Source organism: Streptomyces sp. NPDC088197 (assembly GCF_044741185.1).
Classification (GTDB): domain Bacteria; phylum Actinomycetota; class Actinomycetes; order Streptomycetales; family Streptomycetaceae; genus Actinacidiphila.
Window position 1 is genome coordinate 120,654 of sequence record NZ_JBIUSD010000001.1, and the last position, 18,015, is coordinate 138,668.

Below are 18,015 nucleotides of genomic sequence, written 5' to 3' on the forward strand. Positions count from 1 at the left end.
ATACGGGCCCACTGACAGCGACGGTCATCGGCGGGACGGGGCCGGGAGGGCGGGCATGAGGGCGAGACGGCGGGCGAGGGCGCTGACCTGTTGGGGGCCGAGAGCGAAGGCGTACCGCTTGAGGGCGAAGGTGGCGGCGTCCTTCATGTCCGCCTCGGCGAGACCGGCGACGAGGTCGGCCAGGATGGGCGGGCTGCTCTCGGTGAGGGAGCGGCTGGCGATGACCGCGTTGACGCACTCCGGCAGGGAGTGGTCGTGCAGGGCGACGAGCCACCTCACCAGGTAGGTGCCTGTCGCCACGTAGTGCTGGCGGGACAGGGCGGTGCGGACCTGCTCGCCGTATCCGGCGGCCCACAGCGCGGCGGTGGCGTAGACGCGCGCTTCGAGGGCGGCGGTCGGACCGACCAGACGGCTCACCTCGGCGACCGACAGCTCGCTGTCGCCGTCCCGCTCCTTGGCGGCGAGCGCGGCCAGCACCGCCCTCTCGACGCCGAACGCCTCCGCGTTGTCGATGAGGAAGAGCAGCCGCCTCGCGGCTCCCATCGGGTCGGCGCGGATCTGGAAACGGAACAGCGTGACCAGGGCGGTCGGGTCGTCGGCGGCGCGCAGCGCCTCCAGGACCTCCAGGAAGTCCTCGTCCGGCAGGAGCGCGACCGAGGCGAGGAAGTCCTCGTAGTCGCCCGGCGCTGCCAGCAGACCGCTGAGGAGCCGGAGCCGGTCGGCGACCGGGCGGCTGTTGACGGCCGTGACCAGTTGAGCGCGGTCCCGCTCCCGGCCCGGCCCGAACGACGCGAGCAGCGCCGCGATCTCCTCTGGCGAGCGGGTCAGGGCGGTGGCGAGCAGCCGGTTGGCGTCCACCGGCCAGCCCATGTCGCGCAGCGCCTCCACGAAGTAGGGGGTCGTCTCGACGGGATGCGTGAAAGCGGCGGCGCGCATCAGGTGGCGTACGCCGTCCGCGTGGCCGCTCTCGCGGAGGGCGTCGGCCAGCTCCACGACGGCAGGGGCGTCGTACGACTCGGCGGCTGCCGCGAGCGCGATCAGCGCGCGGCCCTCCATGCCCGCGCTCCACAGCGCCTCGCACAACTCGGCCAGCCCGGCGGGTGTTTCGGCCTCCGCGACGGCGGTGTCGAGCAGGGTGGTCGCGAATCCCTGGAGCAGGACGATCCGCGCGTCCGCCGCCTCGGGCGGCCGGCCCCCGGTCCGCTCCTCCTCCCGCTCCTCGTCCAACGCCTTGAGGACACGGATGAGGTCGCCCGGCGACCTTCGGACGACGACCGCCGCGGCCCGCACGTACAGCTCGAACGCCTTCTGCCGACGGCCCATCGTCAGCAGCGCGTCCGCGAACCGTACGGCCTCCTCGCCCGACTCGGTGGTGGCCTCGGCCAGGACGCGGTCGGCGTCGGCGTCCAGCTCCGCGGACCACAGGGCGCCGAGCAGACCGAGGACGTACTCGGTGTACGCGTTCTCCGCGACCGTCCTGGACAGCAGCCGGTCCGCCTCCGCCGGGTATCCGGCGGCGCGCAGCGCCCGCACCGTGCCCACGACGATTTCGGGGATCTGGGTGGTCACCACCTCGATCAGCCCGTGCGGGGCCTCTTCCGCGCCGTCCACGGCGTACAGCGCCTCCAGGCACTCCACGACCGCCTGCGGGCCGCGCGCGGCGACTTCCTGGAAGGGGATGCCCCAACTGTCCCCGTTCAGAAGGGCGACGAGCGCCGCGACCTCCTGCGGGGGCCGCAACGCGCCCGCGAGGCGCAGCAGTTCCCGGGCGTGCGCGCGTCCGCCTTCGGTCTGCCCCAACCGCACGTACTCCCTCGCGAGGGCGCGGGGCTTTCCTCGCAGCGCCTCCTTCAGGTCGTCCGGGATCGTGAGGGCGGGCGGGGCGGGCTTCGGGCCCGGCAGCGTCTCGGACGGCGGCGGCGCCGCGTGCGCCGCCCCGTACCGGTTGCGGGCGATGGCCAGCGTGCGGCCGGTGTTGCTCAGCCGCTGCTGCGGCAACGGCCGTCCCTTGGCGAGGAGTTCGCCGCGCAGCCGCTCGTAGACGCTGGTGACCTCGATCAGGGAGTCGCCGCCGGGCAGGCCCTGGTCGAGGAGGCGGATCAGCTCGCCGGTGAAGGCGGTGTAGGTCTCGCCGGGCGGGGCGAGCGCCTTGCGGGTGGCGGCGCTCGCGGTGAGGAGGTACGACCCGGCGATACGGGTCTGCTCGGCCATCTCGACCGGTGCGTTCGCCGCGCCGCCGCCGCTCATGCCGCCGACGAGCGCGCCGCCGCTGTAGCAGCAGTCGAGGATCACGATGCGGTTCGCGTCCCGTCGGGCGGTGAGGACTTCGCGGCGCACGGAGTCGAAACCGACCGAGGTGTACGGGCGTTGGGGGTCGGTGGACGGCAGCGTCAGCAGCAGGCCGTCGGCGTCGCTGAGGCCGTGGCCCGCGTAGTACACGAGCAGCGTGTCCTCGGTCCTGCGGGCCGCGTCGTGGACCGCGTCCAGCACCTCGCCCGGCGACGCGGGTTCCGGGACCCGTACGCAGCGGTCGGGCGGCAGGCCCCAGACGGTGGGGTCTTCGAGCAACTCCCCTAAGCGGGCGAGGTTGTTCGCGACGGCCGGCAGGTCGTCGAGGCCCGGGTCGGCGAAGGTCGATGAGCCGATGAGGACGGCGTACGAGCGGAGCGGGTCGGCGAGTTCCACGGCCCTACTCCACCTCGGGCGGCCCCGCGGGCGGCTGCTGCGGCTCCGCGAGGACGGCCAGCAGGCGGCGTACGGACTCTTCGGAACCGTCCTGCCCCGACACGGTCACGCTCAGCCCGTCGGATTCACGGGTGAAGGTGAAGCCCGATCCCGGCGGGCGCGGCGCCCGCGACTTCCACCAACCGGCGTACACCACGGCGAGGTTGGCGAGGGCCACGGCGTGCGTGAGCACGAGGTCGATGACCTCGACGGGGCCCATCTCCCCGGCCTTACCGCCGGTCCGCGTCGCCAGCCGGACCTCGTCGGGACCGTCCTCGTCGGTGCGCAGCCACTCGGACAGCTCCCGCAGCTCAGCGGCCCCGTCCTCGTCCACCGCCGCAATACTCAACCGCACTACCGCCACCCCCCGGCGTCCGTTCCCGCGCCCACCAGAACACGGTCTCACCGGATCGTGTCACAGCCGGGCGCGCGCCCGGCACCGGTTCGCCACAAGTGAGCCGGTCGGCCGGTGCGGACGCGCGCCGCGGGCGGGCAGGCGGGGCCGGACGCCGGCCGACCGCGACCCGGCCCGGTCTCCTTCCGCCGCCGGTTCACACACCTGACACGACGCCGTCACACTCGGCGGAATACCTGGTCAGGAGCGCGGGGTTCTCACCACCATGACTGTAGGAGTGACACTCCACGCGTCCGAGGCGGCGAACCAGGTCGACGCCACCGTAGAACTCGCCCGTGAGGCCGCGGCCCACGGCCTGCGCTCGGCCTGGTTCGGGCAGACCTTCGGCGCCGACTCGCCGCAGCTCGCCGCGATCGTCGGACGGGAGGTGCCCGGCCTCCACGTCGGCACCTCCGCGATCCCGGTCTTCGGGCGGCACCCGCTGCTGGTCTCCAGCCAGGCCCAGACCGCCCAGGCGGCCACGCACGGCCGCTACCACCTCGGGCTCGCGCTCGGCACCAAGCTGCTGACCGAGGCCGGATTCGGCATCCCCTTCGAGCGGCCCGTGGCCCGCCTGCGCGAATTCCTCACCGCCCTGCGGCAGTTGACGCAGACCGGCGCCGCCGACTTCCACGGCGAACTGCTCACCGCCGCCACCCCGGTCCCCGCGCGCGTGCCGGGCGCCGAGGGCGGTGTTCCGCTGCTGGTCGCCGCGATGGGGCCGCAGGCCCTGCGCGTCAGCGGGGAACTGGCCGACGGCATCCTGCCCTACCTGGCCGGGCCGCGCGCCCTGAGCGAGCACATCGTCCCGGCCGTCACCGCGGCGGCGCGGGCGGCGGGCCGCCCCGCGCCCCGGATCGTGGCCCTGGTGTCCGGCGTGGTGACGGACGACGTCGACGCGGTCCGGGCGAAGGCCACCGAGCAACTGGCCTTCTACGAGCAGATCCCCTCCTACGCGCGCGCCATCGAACTCTCCGGCGGCCGGCGCGCCTCCGACGTCGCGGTCATCGGCGACGAGGAGACGGTCGCGGCCGAGGTACGGCGCTACCGGGACGCCGGCGCGACCGAGGTGGTGTTCTCGGGCACCGACATCGCGGGCGAGGCGGACCGCCTGCGCACCTGGAGGCTCCTCGGCGAACTGGCGGGCTGACCACGCCACTTCACCGGGCGGGCGTGGTTATCGCCGTCGTCAATCGCCGTCATCTGTCGCCGTCATCAGTCGCCGTCATCCTCAATCGCCGTCGTCAGTCGCCCAGGAGGTCCAGGTCGGCCTTGGTGATCGTGGTGGTGAGCAGAAGGTCGGTGATGAGGTTGTGGTTGAGCGCGTTGCCGACCGGCGGGGGCACCTCGTGTTCGAGGAGGCCGCGGATGTCGGTCTCGCGGTGGAGACGGCGGCGGAGCTTGGCGACGACGTGGGCCGCGCGTTTGGCGCTCCAGGGGTCGGCGGGGTGGAGGTCGGTGAGTTCGTAGGCGACCTGGGACCAGGTGAGGGGCTGGGGCTGGGGGTCGTTGCGGAGGTAGCGCTGGGCGAGGCAGGTGAGGACCAGCTTCTCCTCGTCGGTGAGGTCGCGGGTCTCGCGGTCGCTGGTCTCGCGCTCGTGGGCGACGGAGGCCGAGCCCCGGACGGCGGCGCCGGGCTGCGGGCCGGCGGAGGCGATCCGGACCTCCAGCAGGTGCTCCTGGCGCGGGGCGACGATGAAGAGCGGGGTGTAGCCGGTGCTCAACTCGGCCTGGTCGCCGCCGAGTACGAGACGTGAACCGGGAAAGCGGATCGGCAGCTTGCCCATGTTGCCGAGGGTCCAGCGGGAGTGCGCGTAGGTGATGATCCCCTGGCGGCGGCTGACGCACGCGTCGCCCGTGCCGACGCAGACGTGGACGTCCAGCTCGTTGCGGCCGAACATCACGGCGAAGTCCGCGTCCGGGGCGACACTCATGCCGCCGCTCGGGCCGAGCACGAAGAGCGTGCCGGGCGCGGCGGCGGGAATTCCCCGGCTGAGGCTGCCGATGTCCTTGGGCAGGAAGCTGACTTTGCTCACCATGGTGAATGCCTTTCTCCTCGGCCGGGGGCGCACACGCTAACCGTCGAGCCCCGGGAGGGGTCCCGGCAGGGAACTGGACCCGCCCCCCGCGATGTCGGTGGGATACGTCGGACCGAACGGCGTTTTGGTGGGAGCGCGTTGGTCGAACACCGCGCTGCCGTCCAGCAGGATGCGGCAGTGCGCCGTGCCCGAGCCGAGGGTGAGCCTGATCTCCCAGCCGACGGAGCCCGCGACCCCCGGCACCTCGACCGTCCTGCGCCAGGGCAGCTTCTGCGGCTTCCTGCTCCTGGTCACCTTGCCGTTGACGGCGTACGAGACCGTCGTCAGGGTGCCGGTCCCCGTGACCTCGAAGACCAGGGAGACCGGCTTCGCCGAGGGCGTGGGGGTCGTGGGGGCCGCCGTGGCCGTGGGAGTGGCGCTCGCGCGCGAACGCGTGGGCGACGTACGCGACTTCCCGTCACCGCCCGGTCCCTCACCGGACGACGAGCCGTCCGAGCGCGTGGCCAGCACCGCCGCCGTGCCCCCGGCCACGGCCACGACGGCCGCCGCCACGCCGCCCAGCAGGACGCGGCGCCGCCCCGGCCCGGTTGACGGCGACGAGAGGCCGGGCGGGTTGTCGGCGGCGCTCGCGTTCGCGTCGATGGCCGTGACGACCTGCGGCGGGAGCCAGTGGACGGCGGGGACCGCGCTCTCGTTCGGCGCCGGGGCGAGCCGTTGGACCAGCGCGGCGGCGGTCGGGCGCGCGGCGGCGTCGGGCCGTCGGCAGTCGGCGACGAGGGCACGCAGCGCGTCCGTACCGCCGCCGTCCTCGACCCCGCCGTCGGCGCTCCCGTACGCGTACGCCAGCGTCGCGCCCAACGAGTAGACGTCGCTCGGCGGACCGGCCGCGCCCGCGACCTGCTCCGGGGACATGAAGCCCCAAGAGCCCGCGTGGCCGGACGCGTTGACCGATACGTGGCCGGGTCCGGGCGGCGTCCCGGGCGGCGCGGGCGGGGCCGTCGTCGCGATGCCGAAGTCGATCAGCCGGGGGCCGTCGGCCGTCAGCAGGACGTTCGCCGGCTTGACGTCGAGGTGGGCGACCCCGTTGCGGTGGAGGTCGGCGAGGGCTTCGGCGAGACCGGCGGCGAGGCGGCGGACAGAGGCGGCCGGGAGCGGGCCGAAGCGCTCGACGGTGTCGCGCAGGGAGAGCGACGGCAGGAATTCGGTGGCCATCCAGGGCGTGGCGGCGTCGGGGTCCGCGCCGAGGACGGAGGGGCTGTGGACGCCGCCCACGGCGGAGTTGGCGGCGATCTCACGTCGGAACCGTTCGCGGTACGGGAGTTCGCGGGCGAGGTCGGCGTGCATGACCTTGACGGCGACGGACCGGCCGCCCCGGGAACGGGCCAGGTAGACGGTGGCCATGCCGCCCGTGCCGATGCGCGCCAGGGTCTGGTACGGGCCGACCGTACCGGGGTCGCCGGGTTCAAGCCGCAGCATTCGGGGCTCCGTTCGGTGATCCACTCGGTGTGACGGTCGGCGCTCCACCCGGTGTGACGGTCGGTGCCACGCCGCCTGACGTCGCGCCCGGCGTTCCGTTCCGGCTTCCGCCCGGCGTTCCGTTCCGGATTCCGTCCGGCGGGCTGACCGCGTCGAGGTAGCCGTCCCGTGTGCCCAGGACGACGAGCCCGCCGACTGCCAGCGCGCCCCACGCCGGATCGGCGGAGGCGCCGGGTTCGTTCATCGCGTCGGCGCCGTAGGTCCACAGGACGCTGCCGTCTGCGGCGTCGAGGGCGTGGACGACGGAGTCGGTCGTGCCGACCCACAGCGTGCCGCCCGACAGGCCGATCGCCGTCGACTCGCCGTACGGACTCGCCGTGTCCTGGCCCATGCGGCGCGACCAGACCTCCGCGCCCGTACTGGCCCGCAGCGCGCGGATGTGGCCGTCGACGTCGTCGGCGAAGAGCAGGCCGCCGCCGGTGCGGCGGTACGAACTCCGCGTGTCCACCGTCTTGTTCCACGCGGCCTTGCCGGTGGCGGAGTGGAGAGCGAACAGGTTGCCGTAAGCGTCGTGGGTGAACACGAAGCCGTCGCCGCCGATGACGGTGTCCATCGGCTGGTCCGCCAGCTTGTGCGTCCAGCGGACGCGGCCGGTGGTCGCGGACAGGGCGGTGATCGCGTTGGTGCCCCGCGCGGTGCTCTCGACCAGGACGAGCCCGGCGCCCGCCGTGGCGTACTGCCCTTCCACGGTCGTCCGCCAGATGACCTTGCCGCTCTTGGCGTCGAACGCCGTCACCGCGTCGCCGCCCGTGACGCAGACCATCGAGCCGGTGGCCGCCGCGCCCCACACGAAGTTCATGAGCGGCACCCGGTAGGTCCACAGGGTGGCTCCCGACGCCGGGTCGAGGGCGCGCAGCGTGGAGGTGTCGTTCTTGCGCTCGTCGATCACGAACACGGCGCCGTCGCCGACGGTGATCTTGGATGCCTGGGTGGCGAAGTCGATGGGTCGCGACCAGAGTTGCCTTCCGGTGCGCGCGTCGAGGGCGCGGGCCACGGCGGCGCCCGTGTCGTTCGCCGTGAGGAGGACGTCGCCGGTGGCGTAGATGTCGGGGTAGCCCTGCCCGTTGGCGGGCACCTTGGTCTTCCACCGCGAGGTGGCCTCCGGGGGCGCGGCGGGGGACGGGGCCGGGGCGCTGGAGGGTTTCGGCCGACCGGAGTCGGCGGACGTACGGTCCTTGCCGGACGACGGGGAGCCCTTGTCCGATCCCGTGCCCCGTACGGCCAGTACGACCCCTGCCGTGACGGGTACGGCGGCGACGGCGGCCACCGTCAGCAGCAGTGTGCGGCGGCTCGGGTCGCGGAGGGTGCCGGGTGGCTTCGGGGGCCGGGGCGGCAGCGGCGGCGGACCGGCGGGCGGGTCGGCCGTCGGGTCGGCCGTCGGGTCGGCCGTCGTCTGGCCCGGCGCCACGGCCTGCGGTCCCGGCGCTCCTTCGTGCCACACCCGCCCCGGCGTCGGGGCGTACGGCGGCGGCTCCGCTCCCGTCATCCGCCGGTCCACCGCCTCGGCCATCGGCGGCGGCAGCCACCGCGTGCCCTGCACGGACGCCTCCGGCTCGCCGAGCCGTTCCAACAGGGCGGCGGCGCTGGGGCGTTCGCCGGGCTCGCGGCGCAGGCAGGACGCGACGAGGGCCCGCAGCCCCCGATCCGTCACCCCGGTGAGATCCGTCCGCGCGCGCCGTACCCGTTCCAGCGTGGCCGCCCGGTCGCCGTCGCCGAAGGGCTCCCGCCCGGTCGCCGCGAACACCAGCACCGCGCCGAGCGCGAAGATGTCGCTGTCGGAGCCCGCGAGCCCGCCGGACGCCTGTTCGGGCGACATGAAGCCCGGCGTGCCGAGCAGCGCGCCGGGGGCGGTGATCGACGTGGCGTCGTCGGGGCGGGCGATCCCGAAGTCGATCACGCGGGGGCCGCCCGCCGTGAGCATGATGTTCTCCGGCTTGAGGTCCCGGTGCGCGAGGCCCGCGCGGTGGATGTCCACCAGCGCCTCGGCCAGGGCGGCGGTCAACAGGCGTACGGCGGCGGGCGGCAGACCGCCGTACGCGCCGACCGCCTCCCGCAGCGACAGGCCCGGCAGGTACTCGGTCACCAGCCACGGCACGGCGGCGTCCGCGTCGGCGTCCAGCAGCGGCGCGGTGAACGCCCCCGTCACCGTACGGGCCGCCGCCACCTCCCTGCGAAAGCGCGCCCGATAGCGCGCGTCCCGCGCGAACCCGGCCTTGACGACCTTGACCGCCACCGCGCGTCCGCCCGGCGAACGCCCCAGGTACACCACGCCCATTCCGCCCGCGCCCAGTCGCGCCAGCAGCCGATGGCCCCCGATCTGCTCGGGGTCCTCCGGTTGTAGCGGCTCCACGGCGCTCATTCCTTCTCGGCCGCCGGGGCGGGAGTCACAGGAGCACCAATTGTCGCCTTGTGCGGGGCGGGGATCGCGGGGTCCTCACAAGGACTTCACAGCACGTTCTAGAGGGGGCGGGAGCGGGTGCTTCAACGCGTCCGGTCAGTGGCGGACTTCGCTTGCCAGTGGGCCAGCCGCTCGCGTACGAGAAGGAGGTCGCGATGCTCGGGGTCGAGCACCTTGACCATGTCGTCCAGCACCGACGTGAGAGCGGTGACAGCGGCGGCGGCGCTCCTGTCCACGCCGAGCCAGTTGGCAAGCCTGGCACGGAGGAGGAAGGTCTGCGGATGCTCGGGGCCGAGGACCCGCGCGTAGTCCTCGTACAGCGCCTCGTACGCGGCCACGGCACCGGACGGAGCACCGGCTCTGCCCTGCCATTCGGCGAGGTGCCCACGGATGGCGAGCGTCTGATCGTGATCGGGGCCGAGCACCCGCGTGGCGTCCGCCAGGAGTTCGACGTACGTCGCGACGGCTGAGGACGGATCGCCTGTGCCGCCTTCCTGGTGAGCGAGGTCGCTGCGGATGGCGAACGTGAGCGGATCGTCGGGGCTCACCTTCAGATGCGGGCTCTCCAGCCACTCCCCGAGCGCGGCGGCGGCCGTACCGTCTCCCGCCCGCCCGTACCAGTTGGCGAGGACGGCACGGTTGAACAAGGTGTGCCGGTGGGCGGGGCCCAAAAGCGTGTGCGACACGCGTACGACGTTCGCGTAGTAGGAGATGGCATCGGAGACTTGGCCCGCCATTCCCAGCGACCTGCCGTAGCGGTGCAGCACGACGTGCGACGCGGGCTCGTACAGCGCCTTCTCCGCGACCCCGATCACGGCGGCCGTGTTCGCCCGCAGCGACTGCGCCAGTTCGGTGTCCCGCTCGACCTCGGGCCAGGCTTCCACCAACCCGTCGGCGGCCACCCGCGCCAGCGCGTCCTGTTCCGCCTCGGTCAAGGTGTCGCGCACCGCGCGCTGGACGAGGCGGTGGACGCGGACGGCGCGGTGCGGGGTACGGGGGCTGTGGTCGAGGAGGCTGAGGCGGTGGAGGACGCGGAGGGTGCGGACGGCGTCGTCGGAGGAGACCGTGTCCTGGGAAGGGGCTTCTTGGGCAAGCCAGTTGAGCGCCGGGGCGCCGGTGAGGACGGCCTCGGGGATGCCGTTGGGGTCGAGCATCGAGGCGAGTTGGAGCATGGGGCGGGCGAGGCCGACCGGGGCGTGGTGGTCGGCGCGGTCGAGCGACAGGGTCCAGGCGGCGGCGACGCCGGTGGTCTGGTCGTCGGGCAGGGCGGTGGGTCGCAGGTCGGCGAGGCGCTGGGCGCGGTCGGCGAGGCGGGCGCGGTAGGTCGCGCAGGTGATTCCGGCGTCCACGACGTACGCCGTGGCCTGGGACATGGCGAGCGGCAGCCAGCCCAATGCGCTGCCCAGCGCCATGAGTTCGCGCAGCGGCTCGCGGTCGTGGGCGGCGAGGGCGGTGGTCAGATAGCCCTCGCTCTCCTCTTCGGTGAAGACGCCGACGGTGACCTGTCGGCGGCCCCGGCCGGTGAGGGCGGCGTCGCGGCTGCGGGTGGTGACGACCGTACGGCCGGTGGGGCTGTCGGGCGGCCACAGGCCGGTGAGGTCGGCGGGGTCGGTGACGTCGTCCAGGACGACGAGCCAACGCGGCGCTTCCGGGGCGGGTTTGGGCTCAAGCCACGCCAGGAAGGCGCGGGCGGCGCGCTCGGGGTCCTCGCGGTCCGCCCCGAGCAGCGTCTGCGCGGCCTCCGCGAGGCCGTCCACCACCGCCTGGCGGCTGGTCGCCGTGACCCACACCAGCAGGTCGAGGCGGCCGGACCGCCACGCGTCCCGGGCGTGCCGCGCGGCGAGTTGGGTCTTGCCCACGCCGCCCATGCCGGTCAGGACCTGGCCGACCACGGCCGTACTGGCGTCGGTGAGCGCCGCGTCCAGGGCGCCGACGGCCGCGCGGACCTGGAAGCAGTCCGCCTCGCGCGGGACGACGCCGATCTGTACGGGCCAGGCGGCGGGCGGGCGCGGGGGCGGGTGGTGGTGCTGGTGGAGTCCGCCGTGGACGGTGTGGGCCGCGACGGAGCCGTCAACGGCCCTTATCGTGACGGCCGTTGGCGTCCTCGTGGGCTCGTCGGGTGGAGCGCCGGGTGCGCTCAGCCCTGCGGCGGACCCGGCACCTGAGGGTCCGGCGCCGGGGGGTTTCCGATCGTCACGTCACCCATCCGTACGGCGGCGGCCGAGCCGCCGTCCGCGCGGATCTCGACGTTCCCTCCGATGGCGACGCCGTCGCCTTCCGCCGAGGCCGTCGCGGGCGTCAACGCCCGTACCTCGTCAACGACGCGGCGCAGCGCCTCCGCCAACTCCCCGTCCTGCTCGACCGCTTCGTCCAGCGCGTCGGTCAGACGACGGCGCGTCCTGGCGGACACCTCCCCGGCGTCCGCCTCCCGCGCCGCCCGTACCAGCGCCGGGTCCTCCCCCAGCGCACCGGAGACCAGCGTGTGCAGCCGGTCCATTCCGGCGTCCAGACCCCGGTCCACCTCCGCGTCCGCCCGCCCCGCCACCCGCCGCGCCTTGGCCACCAGCCACGCGCACACGTACCCGATCGCAATCTCCACACCGGTCACTCTTCGACGGTAGCCCCAACTCCCGTGCCGCCGCACCGAAAGCGGCGGCACCACCGGGGCGCGGCGGGCGGCCCCGTGAACTCCGCCCCCTCCGCCGCCCTCACCCACGACGTGCCCCGCCATGGGCCGCGACCCACCCCCGCCGGGCTGCCAGCCCGAAAACAACCGCATCTGCCCCACTGGGGCCGGTTCTCAAAGGCGCACCAACCCCGTGGCCGGTCGCGCAGTTCCCCGCGCCCCTCAAAAGACCGGCCCACCGCCCGGACAAAAGACAGTGCGCCCCGTCACGGGCAAAGGCCCTCGCGGATGGGGACAAGGGCCGCTGGCCTTGCGCAAGGCGGGGCATTTCAGGGGCGCGGGGAACTGCGCGACAAGCCACCACCGGTCGGTGGTCCGGGAACAGCCGAACTGCCCCGCCCGGGGCGGGTGGTGACCTGCGGGAGCGCGGTGGGTGAGCGCGCCCACGCGGAACGGCGCCGTCAGGCGCCGACGGTGCCGTCGATGGCCTCGCGGAGCAGATCGGCGTGGCCGTTGTGACGGGCGTATTCGAGGATGACGTGCTGCATGACCAGGCGGAGCGAAACATCCTCGTCGTGGCGGGAGTTGTGGACGACGAGGTCGAGGGTGGGGGCGGCGCCCTCGATGCGGCGGGAGTGGGCGACCTCGGCGTGCCAGGCGGAGAAGGCTTCGTCGCGGGTGGAGCCGGAGGCGTCGTACGCCTCCTGGAAGTCGCCGGTGGCGGACCAGACGAGAGGGATGTCCTCGCCGTCGATGATCCGGCGGAACCAGGCGCGTTCGACCTCGGCCATGTGCCGGACGAGCCCGAGCAGGCTGAGGGTGGACGGCGGCATGGAACAGCGGCGCAGTTCGTCGTCGGTGAGGCCGTCGCACTTCATGGCGAGGGTCTCGCGGTGGTAGTCGAGGAAGCCGCGCAGCGTCTCGCGCTCACCGCCCGTGGTCGGCGGGCCGGTGCGCGGGTCGGGGGTCTCGGTCTGCTCTGAGGTCACGGTCCATTCTGACCGGCCCCCCAGCACCCTGGCACCCTGGCCTCCCGGCGCCCGCGGCACCGGGAGGCGGTCATCCCCGAGTGGCGAACGCTCTCAGCACTCCCGCAGGCCGGGCGCCGGGTCCTGGCCGGTGTAGAGGTCGACGGCCGGGACGTTGCCCCAGGCGCCGTTGTCGAGCTGCGTCCAGTACCAGATGTCGTTCTGGCCCGCGTGCGGGTCGCCGTGGCCCCAGCAGACGAACCAGTTGAAGCCGGTGGTCAGGGTGCCGCGGGTCGCCGAGCGGTAGGAGCGGTCCGCGAAGCCCCTGGCCCCGACCTTGTTGCCGCAGTACAGACGGCCGTCGGACCGGACACCGCACTCGGCGGCCGGCCTGACCTTCTCCTTCGCCGGAGCTGCGGCGGCGGCCGTGGCCGAGGCCCCGCCGGTCATGGCGAGACCCGCCGTCATCACGGCGGCGGACAGCAGCACGGCGATGTTCTTACGTGTGATCACTGCACATTCCCCTCGTTTCGTGCGCCAACGTGCGAGCGCGCGAAACGATCATGGGTGACGGCGCACAGCCCCGAGCACCGCCATACGGGTGGATCCGGCACATGCCGTCTTATGACGCCTCCGGCAATTGCCACGACGCCCGATTCCCGTAAAACGTCAAGCCGTTCGTCAGACCGTTAAGACCATCGCCGGTCCACGCCACACCACACAGATGCCCCGGCCGCGTCATCGCGGCCGGGGCACCCGGTGGACTTTTCCGTCACATCAGCGGAACGCTCAGGCGAGCAGCGCCGGAATCGTCCCCTCGTGCGCGGCGCGCAGTTCGCCCAGCGGAATGCTGAACTCCCCCTGCACGTCGATCTCGTCGCCGTCGATGACGCCGATCCGCGCCGCCGGAAGCCCCCGCGCCCCGCACATGTCGGTGAAGCGCAGTTCCTCGGAGCGCGGCACCGCGACGACGGCGCGGCCCGCGGACTCGGAGAACAGGAACGTGAAGGCGTCCAGACCGTCCGGGACGACCAGCCGCGCGCCGTGCCCGCCGCGCAGGCAGGACTCGGTGACCGCCTGGACGAGACCGCCGTCGCTGAGGTCGTGGGCGGCGTCGATCATGCCGTCGCGCGACGCGGAGATCAGGATCTCGCCGAGCAGCCGCTCGCGGTCCAGGTCGACGGCGGGCGGCAGACCGCCGAGGTGGTCGTGGACGACCTGCGACCAGGCCGAGCCGCCGAACTCCTCGCGGGTGTCACCGAGCAGGTAGATCAGGTGGCCCTCGTCCTTGAAGGCCATCGGCGTACGCCGGTTGACGTCGTCGATCACGCCGAGCACCGCGACCACCGGGGTCGGGTGGATCGCCACGTCGCCGGTCTGGTTGTACAGCGACACATTGCCGCCGGTCACCGGGGTGCCGAGCTGGAGGCAGCCGTCGGCGAGACCGCGGGTGGCCTCGGCGAACTGCCACATCACGGCCGGGTCCTCGGGCGAGCCGAAGTTCAGGCAGTCCGAGATGGCCAGCGGCCTGGCCCCGGAGGCGGCGACATTGCGGTACGCCTCCGCGAGCGCCAACTGCGCGCCCGTGTACGGGTCGAGCTTCGCGAAGCGGCCGTTGCCGTCGGTGGCGATGGCCACGCCGAGGTCGGTCTCCTCGTCGATCCGGATCATGCCGGAGTCCTCGGGCTGCGCCAGCACCGTGTTGCCCTGCACGAAGCGGTCGTACTGGTCGGTGACCCACGCCTTGGACGCCTGGTTCGGCGAGCCGACCAGCTTGAGCACCTGCTCGCGCAGTTCGGCGGAGGTGCCGGGCCGCGGCAGCTTCCCCGCGTCGTCGGCCTGGAGCGCGTCCTGCCAGTCCGGCCGGGCGTACGGGCGGTGGTACGTCGGCCCGTCGTGCGCGACCGAGCGCGGCGGCACGTCCACGATCTGCTCGCCGTGCCAGAAGATCTCCAGTTGCGAGCCCTCGGTCACCTCACCGATGACGGTGGCGATGACGTCCCACTTCTCGCAGATCGCCAGGAAGCGCTCGACCTTGTCGGGCTCGACGATCGCGCACATGCGCTCCTGCGACTCGCTCATGAGGATTTCCTCGGGCGAGAGCGTCGCGTCGCGCAGCGGCACGGTGTCCAGTTCGACGCGCATGCCGCCGGAGCCGGCCGAGGCCAGCTCGCTGGTGGCGCAGGACAGGCCCGCGCCGCCGAGGTCCTGGATGCCCGCGACCAGTTGCTCGCGGAAGATCTCCAGGGTGCACTCGATGAGCAGTTTCTCCTGGAAGGGGTCGCCGACCTGGACGGCGGGGCGGCGGGACGGGCCGGTCGAGTCGAAGGTCTCGCTGGCCAGCACCGAGACGCCGCCGATGCCGTCGCCGCCGGTCCTGGCGCCGTACAGGATCACCTTGTTGCCGGGGCCCGACGCCTGCGCGAGGTGGATGTCCTCGTGCTTCATGACGCCCACGCACAGCGCGTTGACCAGCGGATTGCCCTGGTAGCAGGGGTCGAAGACGACCTCGCCGCCGATGTTGGGCAGGCCGAGGCAGTTTCCGTAGCCGCCGACGCCCGAGACGATGCCGGGCAGGACGCGCCGGGTGTCGGGGTGGTCGGCCGCGCCGAACCGCAGCGGGTCCATCACGGCGACCGGCCGCGCGCCCATCGCGAGGATGTCGCGGACGATGCCGCCGACGCCGGTGGCCGCGCCCTGGTAGGGCTCGATGTACGACGGGTGGTTGTGCGACTCGATCTTGAAGGTGACGGCGTAGCCCTGGCCGACGTCCACGACGCCCGCGTTCTCACCGATGCCGACGAGCAGCGCGTCGGTCTGCGGGGCCTTCTCGCCGAACTGCTTCAGGTGCACCTTGCTCGACTTGTACGAGCAGTGCTCCGACCACATGACCGAGTACATCGCCAGTTCCGCGCCGGTCGGGCGGCGGCCCAGGATCTCGCGGATCCGGGCGTACTCGTCCTCCTTGAGGCCGAGTTCCTTCCACGGCTGCCCGGCCTCGGGCGTCTCGGCGGCGTGCTTGACGGTATCGAGGGTCATGCGGAGACCAACTTCTTCAGGACCGAGGTGAAGAATCCGAGGCCGTCGGTGCGGCCGGTGCCGATCAGCGGCTCGACGGCGTGCTCGGGGTGCGGCATGAGGCCGACGACATTGCCCGCGGCATTGCTGATGCCCGCGATGTCACGGAGCGACCCGTTCGGATTGCCGTCCAGATAGCGGAAGACCACCCGGCCCTCGGCTTCCAGTTCGTCCAGCACCCGCTCGGCGGCGGTGTAGCGGCCGTCGATGTTCTTCAGCGGGATGGAGATCTCCTGGCCGTCCGCGTACTGGGACGTCCAGGCGGTGGCGCTGGTCTCGACCCGCAGCTTCTGGTCGCGGCAGACGAAGTGGAGGTGGTTGTTGCGCAGCATCGCGCCTGGCAGCAGATGCGACTCGGTGAGCACCTGGAACCCATTGCAGATGCCGAGAACCGGCATTCCGGCCTTCGCCTGTTCGATGATCGTTTCCATCACCGGCGAGAAACGCGAGATCGCGCCGGCCCGCAGATAGTCGCCGTACGAGAAGCCGCCCGGCAGAACCACCGCGTCGACCTGCTGGAGATCCTTGTCACGGTGCCACAGCGGTACGGCTTCGGCGCCCGCGACCCGGACGGCGCGCTGTGTGTCACGGTCGTCGAGCGTGCCGGGGAATGTGACGACGCCAACGCGCGCAGTCACGACTCCACCTTTACGGCGAAGTCCTCGATCACGGTGTTCGCGAGAAAGGTTTCCGCCATCTCGCGAATGCGGGCGAGGGCGGCGTCGTCGACCGGCCCCTCGACCTCTAGTTCAAAGCGCTTTCCCTGGCGGACGTCGGAGATCCCGTCGAAGCCCAGGCGCGGCAGTGCTCGCTGCACCGCCTGGCCCTGGGGGTCGAGGATCTCCGGCTTGAGCATGACGTCGACTACGACGCGTGCCACTTGCACTCCCGGTGGTGTGGTGCGTGAGGTTCTCTCAGCGTACCCGGTGCGAAAATCTACGCGAGTAGATATGAACGCGACCCCTAGCGCACCCCTAGATCACTGATCACGTTTATGTATCGGCCGCCGAAATGCTTGGGGAAACCCGTAGGTGAAACATAGGGTCCCGATTACGAAGCGGCACCCGGGGGAATTAACAGGTGTCACGATGTATCACGCGGTGCCCATTTCGTGGCATCGTACAAATGAAAACTTGTCGACACTCGACTTGTCGGCCCACCCGTGACACCGGGGCCCGGCGTCCGGTCGCGACCGTTCCCGCTCGCGACCGCCACGACACACGGGCCGCGTGCGATCGCCGGGCCCCGGCAAGGCCGATGGCGTACGAAAGGACCACATCCCTATGGCGCAACGCGTACTGGTCACCCTCGCCGACGACCTGGACGGCGGAGAAGCGGCGGAAACCATCGCATTCGGCGTCGACGGTCAGTGGTACGAGATCGACCTCTCGTCCCAGAACGCGGACAAGCTGCGCAATGACCTGGCTCCTTACGTGGAGGCCGGCCGCCGCCGCACCCTTTCGGGCCGCGCCTACAAGCGCACGCCGATCGCCCCGACCCCGGCCACCGTCCGCGCCTGGGCGCAGTCGAACGGCTTCGAGGTCCCGGCCCGCGGGCGCATCCCCAAGAAGGTCTACGAAGCGTTCAACAAGGCCAGTTGACGGTTCCGCGACAACTCACTGACAACCGCCGGGCGAACGGGCGGGGGCGGTGGTGCCGACTGGACAGCCACCCCCACCCTTCCGCTAGTGTGTGGAGCACGCCGAGGGCAGGGCCGGAAAGGCCAGGTCAGCGGAGGTCACGCGGGTGTAGCTCAGTAGCAGAGCGCCCCCCTTCCAGGGGGGAGGGGCAGTGTGCAATTCCTGTCGCCCGCTCTGGTCGCTCCGGCCGGTCCTATGGATCGGGTAGAGTGGCCGCAGCAATGCGGACGTGGCTCAGTTGGTAGAGCATCACCTTGCCAAGGTGAGGGTCGCGAGTTCGAATCTCGTCGTCCGCTCCAGCGTCACGAAGGCCCCGGTCACCACGACCGGGGCCTTCGTCGTATCCGGGCGTCCGCTCGGCGCGTCGCCGGGCGTCCGCTCGGCGCGTCGCCGGGCGTCCGCTCGGCGCGTCACGGGGCGACGGGATATATCGGTTTCTAATGGCCGCGTCCGATCGGGTACAGTGTCTGCACGGCCTGCGGACGTGGCTCAGTTGGTAGAGCATCACCTTGCCAAGGTGAGGGTCGCGAGTTCGAATCTCGTCGTCCGCTCCAGCATCGCGAAGGCCCCGGTCACCACGACCGGGGCCTTCGTCGTCTCTCCGCTTCCGCG

Annotated in this window: 14 protein-coding genes and 3 tRNA genes; 5 read left to right on the forward strand and 12 right to left on the reverse strand. The window is 72.5% G+C overall.

What is annotated here, in order from left to right:
• Positions 1–24: 24 nt before the first annotated feature.
• Entirely contained in the window at positions 25–2,685 is a 2,661-nt protein-coding gene (locus ACIOC1_RS00640) for a caspase family protein (RefSeq protein WP_401850821.1), read from the reverse strand.
• Positions 2,686–2,689: 4 nt separating this feature from the next.
• The gene (locus ACIOC1_RS00645; RefSeq protein WP_401850824.1) at positions 2,690–3,058 is read right to left on the reverse strand and encodes a hypothetical protein; all 369 of its coding nucleotides are present in this window, start codon (positions 3,056–3,058) and stop codon (positions 2,690–2,692) included.
• Between the two features lie 253 nt (positions 3,059–3,311).
• On the opposite strand from ACIOC1_RS00645, the gene ACIOC1_RS00650 reads away from it, so the two are divergent.
• A complete protein-coding gene (locus ACIOC1_RS00650; protein WP_401314307.1) occupies positions 3,312–4,268 on the forward strand; it encodes a TIGR03564 family F420-dependent LLM class oxidoreductase in 957 nt (318 codons plus the stop codon).
• 94 nt (positions 4,269–4,362) lie between these two features.
• On the opposite strand, the gene ACIOC1_RS00655 is transcribed toward ACIOC1_RS00650, so the two are convergent.
• The 10 genes from ACIOC1_RS00655 to purS all read right to left on the reverse strand — a co-directional run bounded on the left by ACIOC1_RS00655 (position 4,363) and on the right by purS (position 16,643).
• Entirely contained in the window at positions 4,363–5,157 is a 795-nt protein-coding gene (locus tag ACIOC1_RS00655; RefSeq protein WP_401850827.1) for a hypothetical protein, read from the reverse strand.
• A gap of 36 nt (positions 5,158–5,193) precedes the next feature.
• Positions 5,194–6,633, reverse strand: a complete 1,440-nt coding sequence (locus tag ACIOC1_RS00660; RefSeq protein WP_401850829.1) for a serine/threonine-protein kinase — start codon at positions 6,631–6,633, stop codon at positions 5,194–5,196.
• Positions 6,620–9,043 (reverse strand): PQQ-binding-like beta-propeller repeat protein, encoded by a 2,424-nt coding sequence (locus tag ACIOC1_RS00665; RefSeq protein WP_401850832.1) that lies wholly within the window; start codon positions 9,041–9,043, stop codon positions 6,620–6,622. The genes ACIOC1_RS00660 and ACIOC1_RS00665 overlap by 14 nt, the downstream gene beginning before the upstream one ends.
• A gap of 131 nt (positions 9,044–9,174) precedes the next feature.
• Positions 9,175–10,983 carry an NB-ARC domain-containing protein gene (locus ACIOC1_RS00670; protein ID WP_401850835.1) on the reverse strand — a complete coding sequence of 603 codons (1,809 nt, stop codon included), beginning with the start codon at positions 10,981–10,983 and terminating at the stop codon, positions 9,175–9,177.
• Positions 10,984–11,228: 245 nt separating this feature from the next.
• A complete protein-coding gene (locus ACIOC1_RS00675) occupies positions 11,229–11,690 on the reverse strand; it encodes a hypothetical protein (protein WP_401850837.1) in 462 nt (153 codons plus the stop codon).
• Positions 11,691–12,178: 488 nt separating this feature from the next.
• The gene (locus tag ACIOC1_RS00680) at positions 12,179–12,706 is read right to left on the reverse strand and encodes a DUF664 domain-containing protein (protein WP_391130444.1); all 528 of its coding nucleotides are present in this window, start codon (positions 12,704–12,706) and stop codon (positions 12,179–12,181) included.
• 93 nt (positions 12,707–12,799) lie between these two features.
• The gene (locus ACIOC1_RS00685; RefSeq protein ID WP_391159372.1) at positions 12,800–13,198 is read right to left on the reverse strand and encodes a hypothetical protein; all 399 of its coding nucleotides are present in this window, start codon (positions 13,196–13,198) and stop codon (positions 12,800–12,802) included.
• Between the two features lie 276 nt (positions 13,199–13,474).
• Entirely contained in the window at positions 13,475–15,724 is a 2,250-nt protein-coding gene (gene purL / locus ACIOC1_RS00690) for a phosphoribosylformylglycinamidine synthase subunit PurL (protein ID WP_401850841.1), read from the reverse strand.
• Entirely contained in the window at positions 15,721–16,401 is a 681-nt protein-coding gene (purQ, locus tag ACIOC1_RS00695; protein ID WP_355336137.1) for a phosphoribosylformylglycinamidine synthase subunit PurQ, read from the reverse strand. Before purQ ends, purL begins: the two co-directional genes overlap by 4 nt.
• A complete protein-coding gene (purS, locus tag ACIOC1_RS00700) occupies positions 16,398–16,643 on the reverse strand; it encodes a phosphoribosylformylglycinamidine synthase subunit PurS (RefSeq protein WP_093716007.1) in 246 nt (81 codons plus the stop codon). Before purS ends, purQ begins: the two co-directional genes overlap by 4 nt.
• 403 nt (positions 16,644–17,046) lie before the next feature.
• Between purS and ACIOC1_RS00705 the strand changes: the two genes are divergently transcribed.
• The 4 genes from ACIOC1_RS00705 to ACIOC1_RS00720 all read left to right on the forward strand — a co-directional run bounded on the left by ACIOC1_RS00705 (position 17,047) and on the right by ACIOC1_RS00720 (position 17,957).
• On the forward strand, positions 17,047–17,364 hold the full coding sequence (locus tag ACIOC1_RS00705) for an Lsr2 family protein (protein ID WP_188284161.1): 318 nt from the start codon (positions 17,047–17,049) through the stop codon (positions 17,362–17,364).
• 141 nt (positions 17,365–17,505) lie between these two features.
• Positions 17,506–17,577: transfer RNA gene (locus ACIOC1_RS00710), tRNA-Gly, on the forward strand.
• Between the two features lie 49 nt (positions 17,578–17,626).
• Positions 17,627–17,702, forward strand: a tRNA-Gly gene (locus ACIOC1_RS00715).
• A 179-nt stretch (positions 17,703–17,881) separates the two neighbouring features.
• Positions 17,882–17,957, forward strand: a tRNA-Gly gene (locus tag ACIOC1_RS00720).
• Positions 17,958–18,015: the final 58 nt, after the last annotated feature.